General features: G+C 63.1%; 13 protein-coding genes and 1 tRNA gene. 13 read left to right on the top strand and 1 reads right to left on the bottom strand.

Annotated elements, in window-relative coordinates:
- Window positions 1–73: 73 nt before the first annotated feature.
- The 9 genes from urtB (at window position 74) to selD (ending at window position 12,407) form a co-directional block, all read left to right on the top strand.
- Window positions 74–2,017 carry an urea ABC transporter permease subunit UrtB gene (urtB, locus tag KO516_RS10030; RefSeq protein WP_216003648.1) on the top strand — a complete coding sequence of 648 codons (1,944 nt, stop codon included), beginning with the start codon at window positions 74–76 and terminating at the stop codon, window positions 2,015–2,017.
- Window positions 2,018–2,201: 184 nt separating this feature from the next.
- The gene (urtC, locus tag KO516_RS10025; protein ID WP_216003647.1) at window positions 2,202–3,446 is read left to right on the top strand and encodes an urea ABC transporter permease subunit UrtC; all 1,245 of its coding nucleotides are present in this window, start codon (window positions 2,202–2,204) and stop codon (window positions 3,444–3,446) included.
- On the top strand, window positions 3,443–4,183 hold the full coding sequence (gene urtD / locus KO516_RS10020) for an urea ABC transporter ATP-binding protein UrtD (protein WP_216003646.1): 741 nt from the start codon (window positions 3,443–3,445) through the stop codon (window positions 4,181–4,183). The genes urtC and urtD overlap by 4 nt, the downstream gene beginning before the upstream one ends.
- A 15-nt stretch (window positions 4,184–4,198) precedes the next feature.
- Window positions 4,199–4,894, top strand: coding sequence for an urea ABC transporter ATP-binding subunit UrtE (urtE, locus tag KO516_RS10015; protein WP_216003645.1), 696 nt, complete (start codon window positions 4,199–4,201; stop codon window positions 4,892–4,894).
- 256 nt (window positions 4,895–5,150) lie between these two features.
- A complete protein-coding gene (locus KO516_RS10010) occupies window positions 5,151–6,500 on the top strand; it encodes an ABC transporter substrate-binding protein (RefSeq protein ID WP_216003644.1) in 1,350 nt (449 codons plus the stop codon).
- Window positions 6,501–6,553: 53 nt separating this feature from the next.
- On the top strand, window positions 6,554–7,795 hold the full coding sequence (locus KO516_RS10005) for a carbohydrate ABC transporter permease (RefSeq protein ID WP_216003643.1): 1,242 nt from the start codon (window positions 6,554–6,556) through the stop codon (window positions 7,793–7,795).
- Window positions 7,796–7,883: 88 nt separating this feature from the next.
- Complete coding sequence (locus KO516_RS10000) at window positions 7,884–9,083, top strand: carbohydrate ABC transporter permease (protein WP_216003692.1); 1,200 nt, start codon at window positions 7,884–7,886, stop codon at window positions 9,081–9,083.
- 4 nt (window positions 9,084–9,087) lie between these two features.
- Window positions 9,088–10,116, top strand: a complete 1,029-nt coding sequence (locus KO516_RS09995) for an ABC transporter ATP-binding protein (protein WP_216003642.1) — start codon at window positions 9,088–9,090, stop codon at window positions 10,114–10,116.
- A 137-nt stretch (window positions 10,117–10,253) separates the two neighbouring features.
- A complete protein-coding gene (selD, locus tag KO516_RS09990; protein WP_371742066.1) occupies window positions 10,254–12,407 on the top strand; it encodes a selenide, water dikinase SelD in 2,154 nt (717 codons plus the stop codon).
- On the opposite strand, the gene mnmH is transcribed toward selD, so the two are convergent.
- Window positions 12,389–13,447: a tRNA 2-selenouridine(34) synthase MnmH gene (gene mnmH / locus KO516_RS09985; protein WP_216003641.1), complete on the bottom strand. Its 1,059-nt coding sequence runs from the start codon at window positions 13,445–13,447 to the stop codon at window positions 12,389–12,391. The genes selD and mnmH overlap by 19 nt on opposite strands.
- 151 nt (window positions 13,448–13,598) lie before the next feature.
- Here mnmH and KO516_RS09980 point away from each other — a divergent pair.
- From KO516_RS09980 to KO516_RS09965, 4 genes are all read left to right on the top strand, one after another.
- Window positions 13,599–13,673 (top strand) — tRNA-Phe (locus tag KO516_RS09980).
- Between the two features lie 151 nt (window positions 13,674–13,824).
- A complete protein-coding gene (locus KO516_RS09975; protein WP_216003640.1) occupies window positions 13,825–15,045 on the top strand; it encodes an integrase arm-type DNA-binding domain-containing protein in 1,221 nt (406 codons plus the stop codon).
- Window positions 15,046–15,226: 181 nt separating this feature from the next.
- Entirely contained in the window at window positions 15,227–17,314 is a 2,088-nt protein-coding gene (locus tag KO516_RS09970; protein ID WP_216003639.1) for an AAA family ATPase, read from the top strand.
- Window positions 17,307–17,849: a hypothetical protein gene (locus KO516_RS09965; RefSeq protein ID WP_216003638.1), complete on the top strand. Its 543-nt coding sequence runs from the start codon at window positions 17,307–17,309 to the stop codon at window positions 17,847–17,849. The genes KO516_RS09970 and KO516_RS09965 overlap by 8 nt, the downstream gene beginning before the upstream one ends.
- Window positions 17,850–17,933 lie beyond the last annotated feature (84 nt).

Raw genomic sequence — 17,933 nt, 5'->3', positions numbered from 1 at the left:
CTTCGGCGGGCGCCATTGTCGGTGCCCGCCGCTTTCCTGACGACCCCTCCGAAATTTCCGGGAAGGCTTGCCGATGCCGCGCGCGCTCTTTCTCGCCCTCACGCTGGCGTTCTGCCTTGCCCTGCCCGCCCACCGGGCGCAGGCGCAACAGACCGGCCCGTTGCAGGCGGTTCTTCAGACACATGCCGCCGAGGTGGCACGCCCCAGCCGGACCAGCGTCGCCACGCTGATCGACGCGCTGGTGGCCTCGAACTTGCCGCAAGTGCCGGATTTCCTGACCCGCTGGTCGGATCGCGAGGTGGTGCAGGACAGCGCAAGCGGGTTGTTCTATTACGACGGAGAGCCCCCTGTCGACATCGACACCGGCGCCCCGACGCAACTGGATGGTGCGACGCTTTCGGCGATCCGCCCGAATGGCGGTGTGCGCCGGGTGATCTCGACAGCGCTGGTGCAGTTCCAGCTGTCCGCGCCGGATATCGCCGCGCGCACCGCCGCGCTGGACGCCATTGCCCGCGCCCCCGAGGAAGACCAGCTCGAACCGCTGCGCGCCTCGATCGCAACCGAACCCGATCCAGCCCTGAAGGCACGCAAGGAACAGCTGGCGGGGATGCTCGCCGCCCGCTACGGCGATACGACCGAAGAACGGGTCGCGGCGCTTCAGGCGCTGTCGGGTGCCCTGTCGGTCGAAATCCGCGCGGTATTGAATCAGGTGCTGACCACGACCTCGGGCGTCGCCGAAACGCTGCCGCAGGATGCCAACATCGCCCGCCAACTGCGCGTGGGCAAGGATATCACCAGCGCCGAAGCCTACGCCCGCCTTGTCGAGTCCGGTCTTGCCGCCGCGCCGCAAACCCGTGAGCAGATCAAGGCAGCGCTGACCGAGAACATCTCCGATGGCACGGTCGGCGGCGTGCCCGTTGGCGCGCTCAACACCGAGGCCGACCGCCTGCGCGCCTATCAGGCGCTTGCAACGGCTGGCACTGTCCCGCCGCTGGTCACAGAGGCCAGCATGGCTGACGCCGTCAGCGCCCATGTCTTCTTCGACGCCTATACCGAACAGGATGTCGCCATCACCGACGCCGCCCGCGAGGCGCTGGACGAGGTCGAAAACCGCGTCTTCCTGAACCAGATGTTCGACCTGACTCTGGACGCGCTGTCGCTGGCCTCGATCTACTTCCTAGCAGCCATCGGTCTTGCCATCACCTTCGGCGTGATGGGGGTCATCAACATGGCCCATGGCGAATTCATCATGATGGGCGCCTATACCGGCTACGTGGTGCAGCAGATCATCCCCGACTACACGATATCGCTGATCGTGGCGCTCCCGCTGGCCTTCGCGGTAACCTTCGCCGCCGGTGTCGCGATGGAGCGACTGGTGATCCGCTGGCTCTACCACCGCCCGCTGGAAACGTTGCTTGCCACCTTCGGCATCTCGATCGCGCTGCAACAACTGGCCAAGAACATCTTCGGCACACAGGCCCGCCCGCTGACCTCACCGTCATGGCTCGACGGTGCATGGGTGCTGAATGACGTGGTCAGCATCGCCAACATCCGCATTGCCATTTTCGTTCTGGCGCTGATTTTCCTCGGGCTGATCCTGTTCGTGCTGAACAAGACCCGCATCGGGCTCGAGGTCCGGGCCGTGACGCAAAATCCCGGCATGGCAGCCTCGATGGGCATCAACCCCGACAAGATCAACATGCTGACCTTCGGTATCGGCTCTGGCATCGCGGGCATCGCCGGCGTCGCTATCGGGCTCTACGCCAAAGTCACTTCGGAAATGGGCGCCGATTACATCGTGCAAAGCTTCATGACCGTGGTCGTGGGCGGCGTCGGCAATGTCTGGGGAACGCTCGCGGGCGCCACCCTCATTGGCGGTCTCCAGAAGGGCATCGAGTATTTCAACCCGTCCAACACGCTGGCGGCGCAGACCTATATGATCCTCTTCATCATTCTCTTCATCCAGTTCCGCCCCAAGGGCATCGTCGCCCTCAAAGGCCGCGCGGCAGGAGACTGAGCATGCACAGCCCTACCCCGAATACCGCGCCCGCCCGCAATGATCGGCCTGCCTCCGGCGGGGATATTTTTCGCCAGAAGAGGCCACAGGCACCGCGCCCTGGCTTCTTCTGGCACCAAGTATCCCGGGGGGAGCCGAAGGCGGGGGGCTGGCCCCCCTTCCACCTCGACACAGGGGATTACGCATGAAACCGCAGACCTTCTTCAGCCAGAACCGCTCTGTTTTCTGGTTTCTGCTGTCGCTGACGATCTTTGCCCTTGTCGTTACCGTGATGTCTGACGCCATGGGCAATGGCATGATCTCGACCAGCTTCGTCAAGACACTCGGCAAGACGCTGTGCCTCATGCTCGTTGCCGTCGCGATGGATGTGGTCTGGGGCTACACGGGTATCCTCAGCCTTGGGCACATGGCCTTCTTCGGGCTTGGCGGATATATGATCGGCATGTGGCTGATGTACGCCCGGACCGAGATCATCGTGACCGAAAGCCTGCGCGCCGCGGCCCTGCCGCCCACGCCGCAGGAAATCCACGAGTCGGTCGGCACGCAGATCTTTGGCGTCGTCGGCAGTTCAGACTTTCCGGCGATCTGGGTCTTTGCGCACAGCCTGCCACTGCAACTAGCGATGGTGGTGCTGGTGCCCGGCCTGCTGGCGCTGGTGTTTGGCTGGCTGGCATTCCGCAGCCGGGTCACCGGCGTTTACCTGTCGATCCTGACGCAGGCGATGACTCTGGCGCTGTCGCTCTACCTCTTCCAGAACGAGGCCGGCCTGCGGGGCAACAACGGCCTGTCGGGGCTTCAGAACCTGCCCGGCCTCGATGATTTGCCGCAAAGCACGCTGTCGATCATCTTCTTCTGGGCTTCGGCGGTGGCGCTGGGGGCCGGATACGTGCTGTTTGCCTGGGTTGTCTCGGGCAAGATGGGCTCTGTCATCCGCGGCATCCGCGACAACGAAGGCCGAGTGCGCTTTCTTGGCTACCATGTGGAAAGCTACAAGCTGTTCATCTTCACCCTGACCGGGGTTGTCGCGGCCATCGCGGGCGCGCTGTATTACCCGCAGGCCGGCATAATCAACCCCAACGAAATCGCGCCCATCGCGTCGATCTATCTGGCGGTCTGGGTCGCCATCGGCGGGCGCGGACGGCTCTATGGCGCGGCGCTTGGCGCGGCGGTCGTCTCGCTGCTGTCGAGCTGGTTCACCGGGGGCGGCGCGCCGAACATCCCGCTTGGGGTCTATACCATCCAGTGGACCGACTGGTGGCTGGTTCTGCTGGGCCTGAGCTTTGTCGCGGTCACGCTGCTGGCCCCCAAGGGCATCGGCGGGCTGTTCGATCTGGTCTCGAAGCGGCACCCGGTTGCGATCAGTTCCAGCCCAGCGGTCGGGCCTGACGTCGGCGCGCGCCGCACCGTCGAAGGGGAGGAGGAAAAATGAAGACGCTTCTCGAGATGTCCGGGGTCTCTGTCAGCTTCGACGGGTTCAAGGCGATCAACAACCTGTCCTTCCGCATCGGCGAGCCAGAGATGCGCGCCATCATCGGCCCCAACGGTGCGGGCAAGACCACCTTCATGGACATCATCACCGGCAAGACCCGGCCCGACAGCGGCACGGTGATCTATGGCGAGAAATCCATCTCGCTGCTCAAGATGTCCGAGTCGGAAATCGCCATGGCCGGGGTGGGCCGCAAATTCCAGAAGCCGACCGTGTTCGAAGCGCAGACCGTTCGGGAAAACCTTGCGATGGCGCTCAAGAACAAGCGCGGGCCCTTCGATGTGCTACTCTATCGCAAGACGCGGGCCGGGGCCGAACGGATCGACGAGCTCGCCGAGATCATCGGCCTGACGGACTCGCTGCCCCGCATTGCCGGAGAGCTGAGCCACGGCCAGAAGCAATGGCTGGAAATCGGCATGTTGCTGGCGCAGGACCCACGCCTTCTGCTGGTGGATGAACCCGCCGCCGGCATGACCCCGGCCGAGCGCGAGCACACCACTGACCTGCTCAAACGCGCCGCACAGAAACACGCCGTCGTTGTGGTCGAGCATGACATGGAATTCATCCGCCGCCTCGATTGCCGCGTCACCGTTCTTTGCGAAGGCTCGGTGCTGGCCGAAGGCTCGCTCGATCACGTGACCTCGAACCCCGAGGTCATCGAAGTCTATCTTGGCCGCTAGGCCCCGGAGGGAACCATGCTGAGCGTCGACAACCTGACCCTGCACTACGGGCAAAGCCAGATCCTGCACGGCATTTCGCTGACCGCCGAGCCGGGCAAGGTCACCGCCGTCACCGGAACCAATGGCGTGGGCAAGACCTCGCTGCTCAAGGCGATCGCCGGGCGGCACCCCTATTCGGGGGGCACCATCACGCTGGACGGGCAGCCGCTCAAGCATCTCAGCGCCTATCAGGCCGGGCGCGCAGGCATCGCCTATGTGCCGCAAGGGCGCGAGGTGTTCCCGCTGATGACTGTGCAGGAAAACCTCGAGACCGGCTTTGCCTGCCTGCCCCGCAGCGAACACAAGGTGCCCGAGCACATCTTCGAGCTGTTCCCCATCCTCAAGGATTTCCTGCATCGCCGGGGCGGCGATCTGTCTGGCGGGCAGCAGCAGCAGCTTGCCATTGCGCGGGCGCTGATCTCACGGCCCCGCGTGCTGCTTCTGGACGAGCCGACCGAGGGCATCCAGCCCAACATCATCCAGCAGATCGGGCGGGTGATCTCGCAGCTGCGCGCGCAGGGCGACATGGCGATTATTCTGGTCGAGCAATACTTCGATTTCATGTGGGAACTGGCCGACAGCTTTGTCGCGGTGCAGCGCGGCGCCGTGTCGATGGCGGGCCGCGCCGGAGAGATCGACCGCGACGCACTGCTGGCAAAGGTCTCAATCTGACGTTACGTCGGGCTAAATTATTGCGCTAACAGGCATTTTCCACTTGCTCAAAGCGCTTTTAGCGCCAATCCTCCCGCAATGGAAAACCGTTTGCATGCGACCAAGGCAGACAGAACCGATCGCGCCGGCCGCCCCGCCCCTTATGGAGCGGGCTTTTTTTGCGGGACCGGCCCTTTCTCTCAATTCCACAACCACGCCGGATGCATTGCATCCGACCTGACCAGTTTTGTGACGTGACATTCGACAGGAGGACCCCATGACATCCATCAGATTGCCACTGCTTGGCAGCGCTGCGATGGCGCTTGCGCTCACCGCAGGTGCCGCCAGCGCCGAAACCATCCGCTTCTGGACCACCGAGGAACAGCCCGAGCGCCTTGCCAAACAGCAGGCCATGGCCGATGCCTTTGAAGAGGCGACCGGCAACGAGGTCGAAGTGGTGCCCGTCACCGAATCCGAACTGGGCACCCGTGCCACCGCAGCCTATGCGGCGGGTGATCTGCCCGACGTGATCTATTTCCCCAACAGCTACGCGCTGCCCTGGGCTCAGGCGGGCATCCTCGATCCCGATGCGGCTGCCGACGCGATCGAGGATCTGGGCGCCGACACCTTCGCCCCCGGCGCGCTGAAGATCGCCGCGATGGACAGCGGCTATGCCGCCGTGCCGGCCGATGGCTGGACGCAGATGATCCTCTATCGCAAGGATCTGTTCGACGCGGCGGGCCTGTCCGCACCCACATCCTATGCCAATGTCGAGGCGGCGCTGGAAAAGCTGCACAACCCGCCCGAGATGTACGGCTTTGTCGCCGCCACCAAGGTCGACGAGGACTTCATGAGCCAGGTTCTGGAACATGTCTTCCTTGCCAATGGCGTCTCGCCGGTCGGTCCGGACGGCTTCGCGCCGCTGGACGAGGCAAAGACCACCGAAGTGCTGGATTTCTACAAGAGCATCGCGGCGGCCTCGCCTCCGGGCGATCTGTACTGGGACCAGTCGCGCACGCTGTATTTCTCGGGCAACGCGGCGATGATCATCTGGTCGCCGTTCATCCTTGACGAGCTCGCAGGGCTGCGCGACAGCGCCCCGCCCACCATCACCGACGATCCGACCTCGGCCGAGCTGGCCTCCAAGACCGGCATCGTGACCACCTTTGCCGGCCCGTCGAACCCCGATGGCGCGGCCTGGGCGCTGATCAACATGTTCGGCATCACCGGCGATGCATCGACCGACGAGGCCATCGATTTCGTGAAGTATTCCCTGGATCAGGGCTATGTCGACACGCTGTCCATCGCCCCCGAAGGCAAGTTCCCGGTGCGGCGCGGCACGGCGGACGACCCCGAGTTCTTTGTCGGGAAATGGGCAGAGCTGCCGGTGGGTGTCGATCGCAAGGCCCCGCTGGGTGATCTGTATCCGCAAGAGATGATCGACGAAATCGTCAGCGGCCTTGATACCGCGCAGCGTTGGGGGGTCGAAGACGGCCAGTTGGCGCTGGCGTCCAAGATGATCAACTCGCAGGCCGTCAATCGCGTTGTGCGTGAATACATCGACGGCCAGATCGACGCCCCCGCGGCGGTGGCCAAGATGAATGACGAGCTGGCCAAGATCCAGTAAGCCCCCCGCCCCCGCCCCATGCCGGGCGGGGGCTATTCCTGCGGAGACGACCGATGACCGACCTCACCCCTCCAACCGGCGCCGGCCCACTTGGCCGCCGCGAGGCGCGGCTGGCCTGGGGCCTGCTGGCGCCAACGCTGATCGCCGTGTCGCTGGTGGTGCTCTTGCCGCTGCTGGCGGTTTTCTGGATCAGCGTAAAGCCGGTGGGCCTTGCCGATCTGCGCCCGCCAACCCCGATCGTGCGCGAGGATATCCGCGGCGATCTTGAAGCCGAAGGCGATGAGGCCGTGCTGCGCTACCGGCTGCGCAATTCCTCGCAGGATCAGACGATCACCGATGTCGTGCTCAGCGATGCGTGGCCAGACGGGCTGCTGCCCGGCGCGCTCGATCCGCGCTGCACCATCGCTGACGCCCGCCTGAGCTGCGATTTTGGCGACTGGGAGGGCGGTACCCGCGACGAGATCCGCATTCCAGTGACCGCCACGGCCGCCTACCTGTCCGGTCCGGGCGCCGAAGCGTCAGACCCGGTTCTGAGCGGCGACGCGTCCAATATCCTGACCAATTTCGATTTCACGCTGGAGAATTTCACCCAGATCTTCGATGGCGGAGAGTTCTGGGCCGTCTTCGGCATCACGCTGTTCTACACGGTCTTTGGCACGCTGGGCGCGCTGATCATGGGGCTGTTCGCGGCGATGCTGCTGAACAAATCCTTCCGGGGACAAGGCATTCTGCGTGGGCTGTACCTGTTCCCCTATGTCGCCCCGGTGATCGCGGTGGCCTTTGCATGGATCCTGCTGTTCGATCCGTTCTCGGGCTCGGCCAATGCGCTGTTGCTGCAGATGGGCGTCAGCAGCGAGGCGATCAACTTCTTCGGTGAGCGCCCACTGGCGCTGATCATGGTGACGCTGTTCGAGATCTGGCGCTATTTCCCGCTGTCCTTCCTGTTCATCCTTGCGCGAATGCAGTCGATCGACACCGACATGTACGAGGCAGCCGACATGGACGGCGCTTCGCCTTTCCAGAAATTCCGCTACCTGTCGCTGCCGCAGCTGCTGGGTATCCTGTCGGTGCTGTTCCTGCTGCGCTTCATTTGGACCTTCAACAAGTTCGACGACATCTTCCTGCTGACGGGGGGCAACGCGGGCACACGCGTGCTGACGGTAAACGTCTATGAACAGGCCTTTGCGCTGTCGAACATCGGCGCCGGGGCGGCTGTGGCGGTGGTGATCTTCTGCTGCCTGCTGCTGTTCTCGGTGTTCTTCTTCAAGTTGATCAGCCGGGAGGAAGGCTTGTGAACATCGCACCTGTCGGGGGCTCTGCCCCCGTCGCCATTCGGCGACTCCCCCGGGATATTTTTGGCCAGAAGAAACTAAGGGGCGCATGATGAAGGCGGTACGTTTCGGATATGTCACCGCGCCGGTTCTGGGCGCGCTGTGGTGTTTTGTGATCGCAGTGACGGTGGCGGTCGCCATGAGCTTTGCCACCGGCGCGCCGTTCCGCCCGACGTTGCTGGCGTTGCCCTGGGGGGCGGTGCTGGGTGTGGCGGCGCTTTTTGGGCGGACGGTATTTTCGGCCGCAGCCTTGGCGGTCGCGCTGCTTGGGGTGCTCGGCCTTGGACCGATGGCATCGGACGCGGTGGGCATCATCGCGCTGGCAATCGGCCACGGGGCGGTGGCGACCTTCACCGCTCTCGGGCTGGGCAAGATGACCGGGGAATTGCGCATGGGCGCGCTGACCCGCCACGAATTCGAAGAAGCGGTGATCCGTTTTCTGACCGGCTTCGGCTACATCTTCTTCACGGCGATCGTGGTTATTCCCTTTTATGTCATGGTGATGACCAGCCTGAAGAACCAGTCCGCGCTGATGGCAAACCCGCTGGATTTCTCGCTTGACCTGTCGCGCGGCTGGCACCTGTTCGACAGTTATTTCGAGTTGATGACGCAGTATAATTTCGGCAGTTACCTGTGGACCAGCTTCTACATCTCGGTGCTGACGGTGCTGATCACGCTGGCTTTCGCCATCCCCGGTGCCTACGCGGTCGCGCGGCTGCGGTTTCGCGGACAGGCGATGTTCTCGCGCTCGATCCTGCTGATCTACATGGTTCCGATGATCGTTCTGGCGCTGCCGATCTACATCGCGTTTTCGATGACGGGCCTGCGCAACACCATCTTCGGTATCGTGATGATCTACCCGGTGACGACGATCCCGGTGGCCTTGTACATGCTTCAGGGCTATTTCCGCGGGCTGCCCTCCGAAGTCGAAGAGGCCGGCCTGATGGACGGGCTGAGCCGCCTCGCCGTCATCTGGAAAATCACCCTGCCGCTGTCGCTGCCGGCACTGGCTTCGGTGTCTTTGTATGTCTTCATGATCGCCTGGAACGAGTTCCTGCTGGCGTTCATGCTGCTCGACGATCCGTCGAAATTCACCCTCACGCGGGGCATTGCCTCGCTCAATTCGTCCGAGATTCCGCGTCAGCATCTGATGGCGGGCTCGGTGATCGCGACCGTGCCGATCATGCTGCTCTTCCTCGGGCTCGAGCGGTTCATGACAAAGGGACTGACCGCCGGATCGGTCAAAGGATAAGAAAATGGCAAGCATTGAACTGAAATCCGTCGAAAAATGGTACGGAGAGGCACAGGTAATCAAGGGCGTCGATCTGAGCATCGAGGAAGGCGAGTTCATCATCTTCGTCGGCCCTTCGGGCTGCGGTAAATCTACCCTGCTGCGGATGATTGCCGGGCTCGAGGAAACCTCGCGCGGGCAGATCATCATCGCGGACAAGGACGCCACCGCCGAGCCGCCCGCCCGCCGGGGCCTTGCCATGGTGTTCCAGAGCTATGCGCTTTATCCGCATATGTCCGTGCGCGAAAACATGGGCTTCTCACTGAAGGCCGCCGGTGTGCCCAAGACAGACATGGACGCCAAGGTCGACGAGGCCGCCCGCGTGCTGAAGCTGGAACCGCTGCTGGATCGCCGCCCCAAGGATCTATCGGGCGGCCAGCGCCAGCGGGTCGCGATCGGGCGCTCCATCGTGCGCGACCCGACGGCGTTCCTGTTCGACGAGCCGCTGTCCAACCTCGACGCCGCCTTGCGGGTGGAAATGCGCTACGAGATCGCCAAGCTGCACCAGTCGCTGAAATCGACGATGATCTACGTCACCCACGATCAGGTCGAGGCGATGACCCTCGCCGACCGCATCGTCGTGCTCGAGGCCGGGCGCGTCAGTCAGGTTGGCAGCCCGCGTGAGCTCTACGAAAATCCCGGAAACCTCTTCGTCGCGCAGTTCATCGGCTCGCCCAAGATGAACGTCTTCCCGGCAAATACGCCCGAACTGCGTCTGCCGACCCCCCTGCCCCCAAACGCCGCTCATTTCGGCATCCGTCCCGAACACATCACCCTCGGCGCGCCCGGCAGCGGCCAGATCGACGGCACGGTCGATGTGCTCGAATACCTCGGCGCCGATACCTACGTGATCGCCGATTGCGGCAGCGCCGGAAAGCTCACCATCCGTGGCCACGGCGAGACCTCGCTTGCGCCCGGCCAATCCGTCAGCCTCGCCTTCGAGGACGGCAAAACCCATCTCTTCGACGAGGCCGGGCTGGCGCTGCGCTACTAGCCCCTTCTTCTGGCCTCAAATATCCCGGGGGGTGAGGGGGGCAGCGCCCCCCCTTGCAACGCTGCAGTCCCGCGCATGGGCAACCGGCGCGCGCCATGCTAAGGGCCGCGTGTCCCCGCCGTAACAGGAGCCGCCCGATGATGCACCTTCCCCTCACCAAGGATCTCGTGCTGATCGGCGGCGGCCACTCGCACGCGCTTGTGCTGCGCATGTGGGGCATGTCCCCCCTGCCCGGAGCCCGCGTCACCGTCATCAACCCGGGACCGACAGCGCCCTATTCCGGAATGCTCCCCGGATTCGTCGCCGGGCACTACACCCGCGATGAGCTCGACATCGATCTGGTGAAACTGGCGCGTTTCGCCGGGGCGCGGGTGATCCTTGGCAGCGCCGTCGGCATCGACCGTACGACTCGAGAAATACACGTGCCGGGCCGCCCGCCCATCGGCTACGACGTTGCCTCGATCGACATCGGCATCACCTCCGCGATGCCAGACCTGCCGGGCTTTGCAGATCACGCCACCCCGGCCAAACCGCTTGGCCCGTTCGCCGCCCGCTGGGCCGCCTTTCGCGATGGCCCCTTTGCCTCGGTTGCGGTCATCGGGGGCGGCGTCGCCGGTGCCGAACTCGCCGCCGCCATGGCCCATGCCCTGCGCGCAAAGGGCCGCGACGCCGTGGTCCACCTGATCGATCGCGCCGAGGCGCTGAGTGCGCTGCGCCCAGCTGCCGCGGCAAAGATGCGACAGGCACTCAGGGCGCAGGGCGTCACCCTGCATGAGCACACCGCCATCACGAAGATCACCGTCGGCGGCGTGCACCTCGCCTCTGGCGAGGTTCTTGAAGCACAATTCATCACCGGCGCGGCAGGCGCCCTGCCCGCCGCGTGGCTGGCGCAGACCGGCCTTGATACCCATGACGGCTTCGTCACCGTCTCTCCAACCCTGCAAAGCTCGGACCCCGACATCTTTGCCGCCGGAGATTGCGCCCATCTGGCCCACGCCCCCCGCCCCAAGGCCGGCGTCTTCGCGGTGCGCGAAGCGCCGCTTTTGCATGACAACCTGCGTCGCCGCCTCGCCGAGACCGACAATCTTCGCCCCTATCGCCCGCAGAAAGACTACCTGAAGCTCATCTCCCTCGGGCGCAAATCCGCCCTCGCGGATCGCTTTGGCCTCGCCCCCCAAGGCACGCTGTTGTGGCGCTGGAAAGACCGCATCGACCGGACCTTCATGCGCAAGTTCACCGACCTGCCGCAGATGGCGCCGCCGCCCCTGCCCACACCTCGCGCCGCAGGCACCATCGAGGCGCTTGGCGACAAGCCGATGTGCGGCGGCTGCGGTGCCAAGGTCGGACGCGAAGCGCTTGGCACGGCCCTTGCCCGCCTGCCCGCCCCAATCCGCGCCGATGTCGTGCCGCTGCCCGGCGACGATGCCGCGCTGCTGCTGACTGGCGGAACACGGCAGGTGATGACCACCGACCATCTGCGCGCCTTTATCGCCGATCCGGTGCTGATGGCCCGCATCGCCGCCGTGCATGCGCTTGGCGACATCTGGGCCATGGGGGCCGCCCCGCAGGCCGCCACCGCCAGCATCACCCTGCCGCGCATGTCCGAAGCGCTGGCGAGCCGGACCCTGTCGGAAATCCTCGACGCCTCGGCCGAGATCCTGCGCGGTGCCGGGGCCGAAATCGTCGGCGGCCATAGCGCCATGGGCGACGAGCTGACCATCGGCTTCGCCCTCACCGGCCTGTGCGAAAGCGATCCCATCACCCTGTCTGGCGCACGCGCGGGCGACGATTTGATCCTGACCAAACCCATAGGGTCAGGCGTCATTATGGCCGCCGAAATGCAGGGCCGCGCCAGCGGCGATCACGTGGCAGCGGCGCTTTCCAGCATGTCACGCCCGCAAGGCGATGCCGCCGCGCTGCTGCGCGAGGCCCACGCCATGACCGATGTCACCGGCTTTGGTCTTGCCGGGCATCTGCACGGGATGCTGACGGCCTCCAAGGTCGGGGCAGAGCTGACCCTCGATGCGATCCCCCTGCTGCCGGGAGCCGAGGCGCTTGCCGCCCAGGGCATCCGCTCGACGCTGTTTCCAAAGAACCTCGCCGCGGTGCCCGGCGTCGCACCGAAATCACCGCGCGAAGATCTCCTGTTCGATCCGCAAACCGCCGGCGGCCTACTGGCCGCGCTACCGGACGGAGCCGCAAAGGTCGCGCAGCTGCGCGCGCTTGGCTATGACGCCGCCGTCATTGGCTGCATATCCGGCACATGGCCCGGTCACATCGAGATCGTCTGAATCCGCGCCGCGATCCGATCCGCAAGCGCCTCGAGCGCCGCATCGTCCAGCGCAGGCGTCTCGAAGCGCTCAAGCACGTTCGGCGTCATGGCCGACATGGATTTCTCATATGCCGGATCGTAGTGATCCGCCGCCAGAGACCGGCACAGCGCCAGCCGCTCACCGGCGTCGATCATCGCCTCCCAGCTGTCGATCAGCGCATGGCCGCGATGATAGCGCAGCGGCGTCAGCAGCGCTTTCAGCCGCGCGCCATCCGACAGGATGTCATCATAGGCCGCATCCAGATAGGCGGTCCGCGCCTCCAGCGGCGCGCCGACCTCGATCCATTGGGCCGTCTTCATGCCCTCCCAGATCGATGGCGGAATCAGCAGCTGACCGATCTTGCTGCTTTCCGCCTCGACCAGCACGGGCCGCGCCGGATCAAGCGCATCGAGCTGCTGCACCAGTTGCGTCTCGAACCCCTTCTGCGCGGGCTGCCCACCCGGCATGCCCCCCAGAAGCGATCCCCGGTGCCGCGCCAGCCCCTCGAGGTCAATCACCTGAACGCCCCGCGCCGCAAGGCGCGGCAGCAGCGCAGTCTTGGCGGTGCCGGTATAGCCGCCCAGTTGCAGGAACCGGAACGGCAGCGACTCGTCATACAGTGTCTTGGTGACCAGCCGCCGCCACGAGCGGTAGCCCCCCTCGACGACCTCGGCCCGCCAGCCGATCTGCTGCAACATCCAGGTGAACGAGCCAGAGCGCTGCCCGCCGCGCCAGCAATATATCAGCGGTCGCCAGCCGCCATCGTGATGCGCCAACGGCCCTTCGATATGTGCCGACGCGTTGCGGAACACCAGCGCCGCGCCGATCTTGCGGGCCAGAAATGGGCTTTGCTGCTTGTAGATCGTGCCGACGCGGGCTCGCTCTTCATTGTCGAGGACCGGCAGGTTGATCGCACCGGGCACGTGATCCTCGGCAAATTCGGCCGGGCTGCGCACGTCGATGACGGTGTCGAAGCCATGCGACAACATCTCGGAGGGGGATGAGAACAAGAGAGCCATGGGCGCATGACCTACCCCACAGCGCAGCCCTGTGGAAGCGCCATCCTTGGCAGAGCCAACGAAGTTGATTTTTCTTGCAAAAGCCTCTGGACACCGCGCTGAGCCTCGGCTATTTCCGCCAACACCCGAGGGGCCGCGCCCCTCCCCAAGTGCCCGGGTAGCTCAGGGGTAGAGCAGTGGATTGAAAATCCTCGTGTCGGTGGTTCGATTCCGCCCCCGGGCACCACAACTAACTTACAGCGCATTTTCGCACTAGAAAATTGAGTAAAATCAACTTTCTTGGTATCCACGTGTCTCAGCACGTCTCACTACGTCTCAGCCTTTGGCGGTAAAACTGACGGTAGAGACAGCAAGAGGCTTACCGTCACGAGGATACCATGTCGCTCACTGATCTGTCCTGTCGAAATGCCAAACCTGCCCTGAAGCCTCGGAAGATGACTGATGGCGCTGGGCTGTATCTCTATATCTCGCCTGCGGGATCAAAAACTTGGCGTGTAGACTACCGCCACGAGGGTAAGCGGCAGACCGCGACTCTGGGTCAATATCCCCGCGTTTCTCTAGCGACCGCCCGAGCGATGCGGGATGAATTGAAGCGCAATCTGACCGAAGGCGTCGCTCCTGCAAAAGGCGATGCGCTGGCCGTTCAGAACGCGTTTCAACGTGTCGCCAACGAATGGTTGGAAGCGCAGCGCGGGGCTTGGTCCGAAAAGCACTATGAGCGCATCGCATCTCGGTTCCGCCGCGACGTGTTCCCGTTCATCGGAAAGCGTGACATTGCCGAGATTGAAGCCCCCGAACTCTTGAAAATCATTCGTGCTGTAGAAGCCCGGGGCGCGCTAGACGTGGCGTCGCGAATTCACCAGACGCTCGGGGCGATTTTCCGCTATGGGATTGCCTGCGGCCTGTGCAAACGCGATCCGGCGGCGGACCTTCGTGGAGCCTTGCGCCCAGCGCCTCGGGTCAAGCACGTCGCCGCGCTGGGCGCGTCCGAGATGCCCGCCTTCCTCAATGCACTGTCAAATGCTGACTGCGAGCCACAGAGCCGTCTTGCGCTTCTGCTGGCCATTCATACGGCCTGCCGCACAAACGAAATTCGGTTCGGACGCTGGGATGAAATTGACGGTGATGTGTGGCGCATTCCCGGGGAACGGATGAAGATGGGCGCGGACCATGTGGTGCCCCTGTCTCGGCAGGTCCTAGCGATCCTCGATCAGTTGCGGGAAATGGCGGACGGCGGCGGATACATCGTGCCGGGAGACAAGCCGGTGAAGCCGATTTCCGAGAACCGGATGCTCTATCTGGTCTATCGGCTGGGCTTCTACACCAAGGCGACGGTTCACGGCTTCCGCTCCACCTTCTCGACCGTGGCGAACGAGTCTGAATTATGGTCCCCGGATGCGATTGAAAAGGCTTTGGCGCATTCTCCCAAGAACGCGGTGCGGGCGGCGTACTATCGCGGGATGCGCCTGGAAGAGCGGCGGCGGCTAATGCAGTGGTGGAGCGACAAACTGGATGAATGGGAAGCCGCTGGGCGGGTCAAGCAAGCGCCTGCCGCAGTCCAGATTATTGACACCGATCTGTCGGATTTGCTGGGTTAAACAAGAGCGACGGGCAAGGGGATGTCACCTATTACCTTCAAGGGGTGAGGCCACTTTTTTATTTTAATCTCAGTGTGTTGCGTGGGAAAAATACGCTATGATAAAATGAGGCCTGTTTGAAAATGCAAAGGCCCCGCAGCTTGCGACTGCGAGGCCTTGCTAACCAGAAAAGGTCTATCGAATGCCCCTCGACAATACCACTTCAAGCCCGAACGGGCAAGCGTCTCCATGCGCCACAAAAACCGATCTGTCGGATCTGCTATGTGTCCAGATGCGTCCGGATGCGTCCACATTCGAACCGTTGGACAGCAACAATATTGGCCTGTTGAACGCGGGCGCGGCGCTCCAGTGGCTGCATGAAAAAGAGAAGCGCCCTGTATCTTCGGGCTGGTCTACTGCGCCCAAATTCAGCGAATCAGAGCTACGCGAATCCTTTCGTGAAGGGCAAAACATCGGCGTCCGTCTTGGTTTGCCGTCCACGATTGGCGACGGGTATTTGCACCTAATCGACCTTGATGTGCGCGATCCGGCGAAGTCCGATGAGGCCTGGGGCAGACTTCTGGACATTTGGCCGGAAGCCAAGACGTTCCCGACTGTGATCAGCGGCAGCGGAGGCGACTCCCGTCACATCTACTTCCTTTCGCCCGAAGCCATGCCGAAGCGGAAACTGGCCAAGGGAGACGGCTGGGAAATCGACCTCATGGGGACCGGTTCGCAGGCAGTCTTGCCGCCCTCGATCCACCCCAAGACGGGGAAGCCCTATGTCTGGGAGCGCCCCTTCACCGACAAGGCCCAAATCTCGCCGGTGACACAGGGCCGGTTTGCCGAAGGTCGCGCGCCCGAAGTGTCACCCACTGACCTTTCTGACCTCCTGCGCATCCGCGCGGACCCGGCAGAGGTGCGGCGCGCGCTCGACATGATCACTGATGCAGACGACCGCGATACCTGGTTGCACGTCGGCATGGCACTCAAGGACGAATACGGCGACACCGATGCAGCGTTTGGCATGTGGTCGCACTGGTCACGGCAATCTATCAAATTCGATGAACGAGGGCAAAGGACGGCGTGGAAGTCCTTCCGAGGTGGCGCTATCGGGATCGGTACCCTGTTCCAGATTGCCAAGGCCTTTGGCTGGGAAAGGGAGACGGTAGGTTATTGCGCCGATGAATACGATGACCTGCCACCCTTTGTGGAACCGCCGAAGCCTTCAGCGTCGCGCCTGAGCTTCCTGACCCCAGACGAGTGCGATGCATCCGAGACACGGAAATACCTAATCAAGGGTCTTTTGTCGCAAGGCGATTTGGGCTGCATCTTCGGTGCACCCGGCGCGGGTAAATCCCTCGCTGGCCCGTTTCTTGGATATATGGTTGCGCTGGGCAAGGAAGCCTTCGGGATGCGGACCCGGCAAGGCAAGGTGTTCTATGTCGCCGCAGAAGATCACCACGGGATGAAGGGGCGCGTGAAGGCGCTCAAGCGTGAATACGGGAGCACCGATGGGTTCATTTTGGTGGGCGGCATTTCCCGCCTACTGCCCGCAGCCGGAGAGAAGCGCGCGCCCGATCTGCAAGCCCTGCTCGATGCCGTGGAAGCCCAGCGCCCGGACCTGATCTTCATAGACACACTGGCCGTCGCCTTTGGCAGCTTCGATGAGAACTCAGCCGAACCGATGAACCAGATTGTCCGCATTGCGCGGGCGCTCACCACTTGGGGCGCGGCGGTTGTTCTGATCCACCACGACACGAAGAGCGAAAGCGGCACCCCGCGCGGTCACAGTGTCCTGAATGGCGCGCTGGACGTGGCGCTGCACGTCAAGAAGGACGCCGAAGCCGGGATCATTAAGGGCAAGCTGACCAAGAACCGTAACGGTAGCTGCGAGCGTGATATGGCCTTCACGATCTCTGCCGACAGTTTCGGATTCGATGATGACGGCGACTCGATGGCCTTCCCGCGCTGTAATCCGATGGTCGGGGTGCCAAAGAAGATCAGACGACTTGCACCTTCCCGACAGGCTGCGCTCGATATTCTCGCGCAGGCAGGCGGCAGACTTTCCGAAAAGGAATACAAGGCACTTGTCGCGGATAGCCGCTCCGTATCCGCGTCTGATGACGCCAATTCACGCCGAACCATTGCCGGAAAGGCGATCAGCGAACTGACGCGGGCGCACCGCATCACATTTTCGAATGGCTTCTATTCGATCTGCGACGGGTTCGGGCCCTTCGAGCCAAATGAAAATGTGATCAGCCAACAGAAAGGTGAAAACAATGGGTGAAGCAAAACGGAAGCGGGAAGCTCTCAGGGCCGACCTGATCAAGTCTTGCGATGAATGGCTGTTTCCGCCAAGCAAGCAGGAAGCAGAGATTGCCTCCGAAATATCTCAACTACCAGTCGAAATTATTGAGCGTGCCTCAGACTGGCAATTGAGGCAGATTGGAATGGAACCGCGAAAATGCCACTCCAACGCGCGGTTCATGGAGAAAAATGACCCTATCAGGCAAACTAAGCAGGTCTTCGGATGGTTGGTTCAAGGAGGTGGGAATTTCGTCTTGCATTCTGTGATTCAGCAGGGGGATCACCTGTTATGCGTAACGCCGTCTCCTTTCAATCCGGAGAGCCCGTTTCCGTTTGTTCCAGATGCCTCGATTGAAGCGCGAGAAGAAGACGGCGGTGTCTTCTATCGAAAAGGTCTGCGGATCGGAGCCGTAGTGCGTTCCGACCCTGAAGTTACAATCCGCCGTTGTCTCGAAAACCGAAAAAGATTGGAGGCCGGGGGAAATCCCTACGATGCAATGCGGGTATTGATTTGAACCGGCGAGAAAAAGCGCTTCCGCCCCCTTTTCGTCGGATGTTGAGCAGGGCGGAGGCAGCCGCATGACGTTGTTGCACATATC

It is taken from the genome of Citreicella sp. C3M06 (assembly GCF_018860705.1).
GTDB lineage: Bacteria > Pseudomonadota > Alphaproteobacteria > Rhodobacterales > Rhodobacteraceae > Salipiger.
The sequence above is the reverse complement of the archived record's forward strand: the minus strand, read 5'-3'. Positions and strand labels throughout refer to the sequence as shown.

Coding starts and splice junctions, on each gene's coding strand:
- KO516_RS09965 (WP_216003638.1), top strand. CDS start 17,307: ATGGGTGAAGCAAAACGGAAGCGGGAAGCTCTCAGGGCCGACCTGATC.
- mnmH (WP_216003641.1), bottom strand. CDS start 13,447: ATGGCTCTCTTGTTCTCATCCCCCTCCGAGATGTTGTCGCATGGCTTC.
- KO516_RS10005 (WP_216003643.1), top strand. CDS start 6,554: ATGACCGACCTCACCCCTCCAACCGGCGCCGGCCCACTTGGCCGCCGC.
- urtD (WP_216003646.1), top strand. CDS start 3,443: ATGAAGACGCTTCTCGAGATGTCCGGGGTCTCTGTCAGCTTCGACGGG.
- urtC (WP_216003647.1), top strand. CDS start 2,202: ATGAAACCGCAGACCTTCTTCAGCCAGAACCGCTCTGTTTTCTGGTTT.
- KO516_RS09975 (WP_216003640.1), top strand. CDS start 13,825: ATGTCGCTCACTGATCTGTCCTGTCGAAATGCCAAACCTGCCCTGAAG.
- KO516_RS10010 (WP_216003644.1), top strand. CDS start 5,151: ATGACATCCATCAGATTGCCACTGCTTGGCAGCGCTGCGATGGCGCTT.
- KO516_RS10000 (WP_216003692.1), top strand. CDS start 7,884: ATGAAGGCGGTACGTTTCGGATATGTCACCGCGCCGGTTCTGGGCGCG.
- urtB (WP_216003648.1), top strand. CDS start 74: ATGCCGCGCGCGCTCTTTCTCGCCCTCACGCTGGCGTTCTGCCTTGCC.
- KO516_RS09970 (WP_216003639.1), top strand. CDS start 15,227: ATGCCCCTCGACAATACCACTTCAAGCCCGAACGGGCAAGCGTCTCCA.
- selD (WP_371742066.1), top strand. CDS start 10,254: ATGATGCACCTTCCCCTCACCAAGGATCTCGTGCTGATCGGCGGCGGC.
- urtE (WP_216003645.1), top strand. CDS start 4,199: ATGCTGAGCGTCGACAACCTGACCCTGCACTACGGGCAAAGCCAGATC.
- KO516_RS09995 (WP_216003642.1), top strand. CDS start 9,088: ATGGCAAGCATTGAACTGAAATCCGTCGAAAAATGGTACGGAGAGGCA.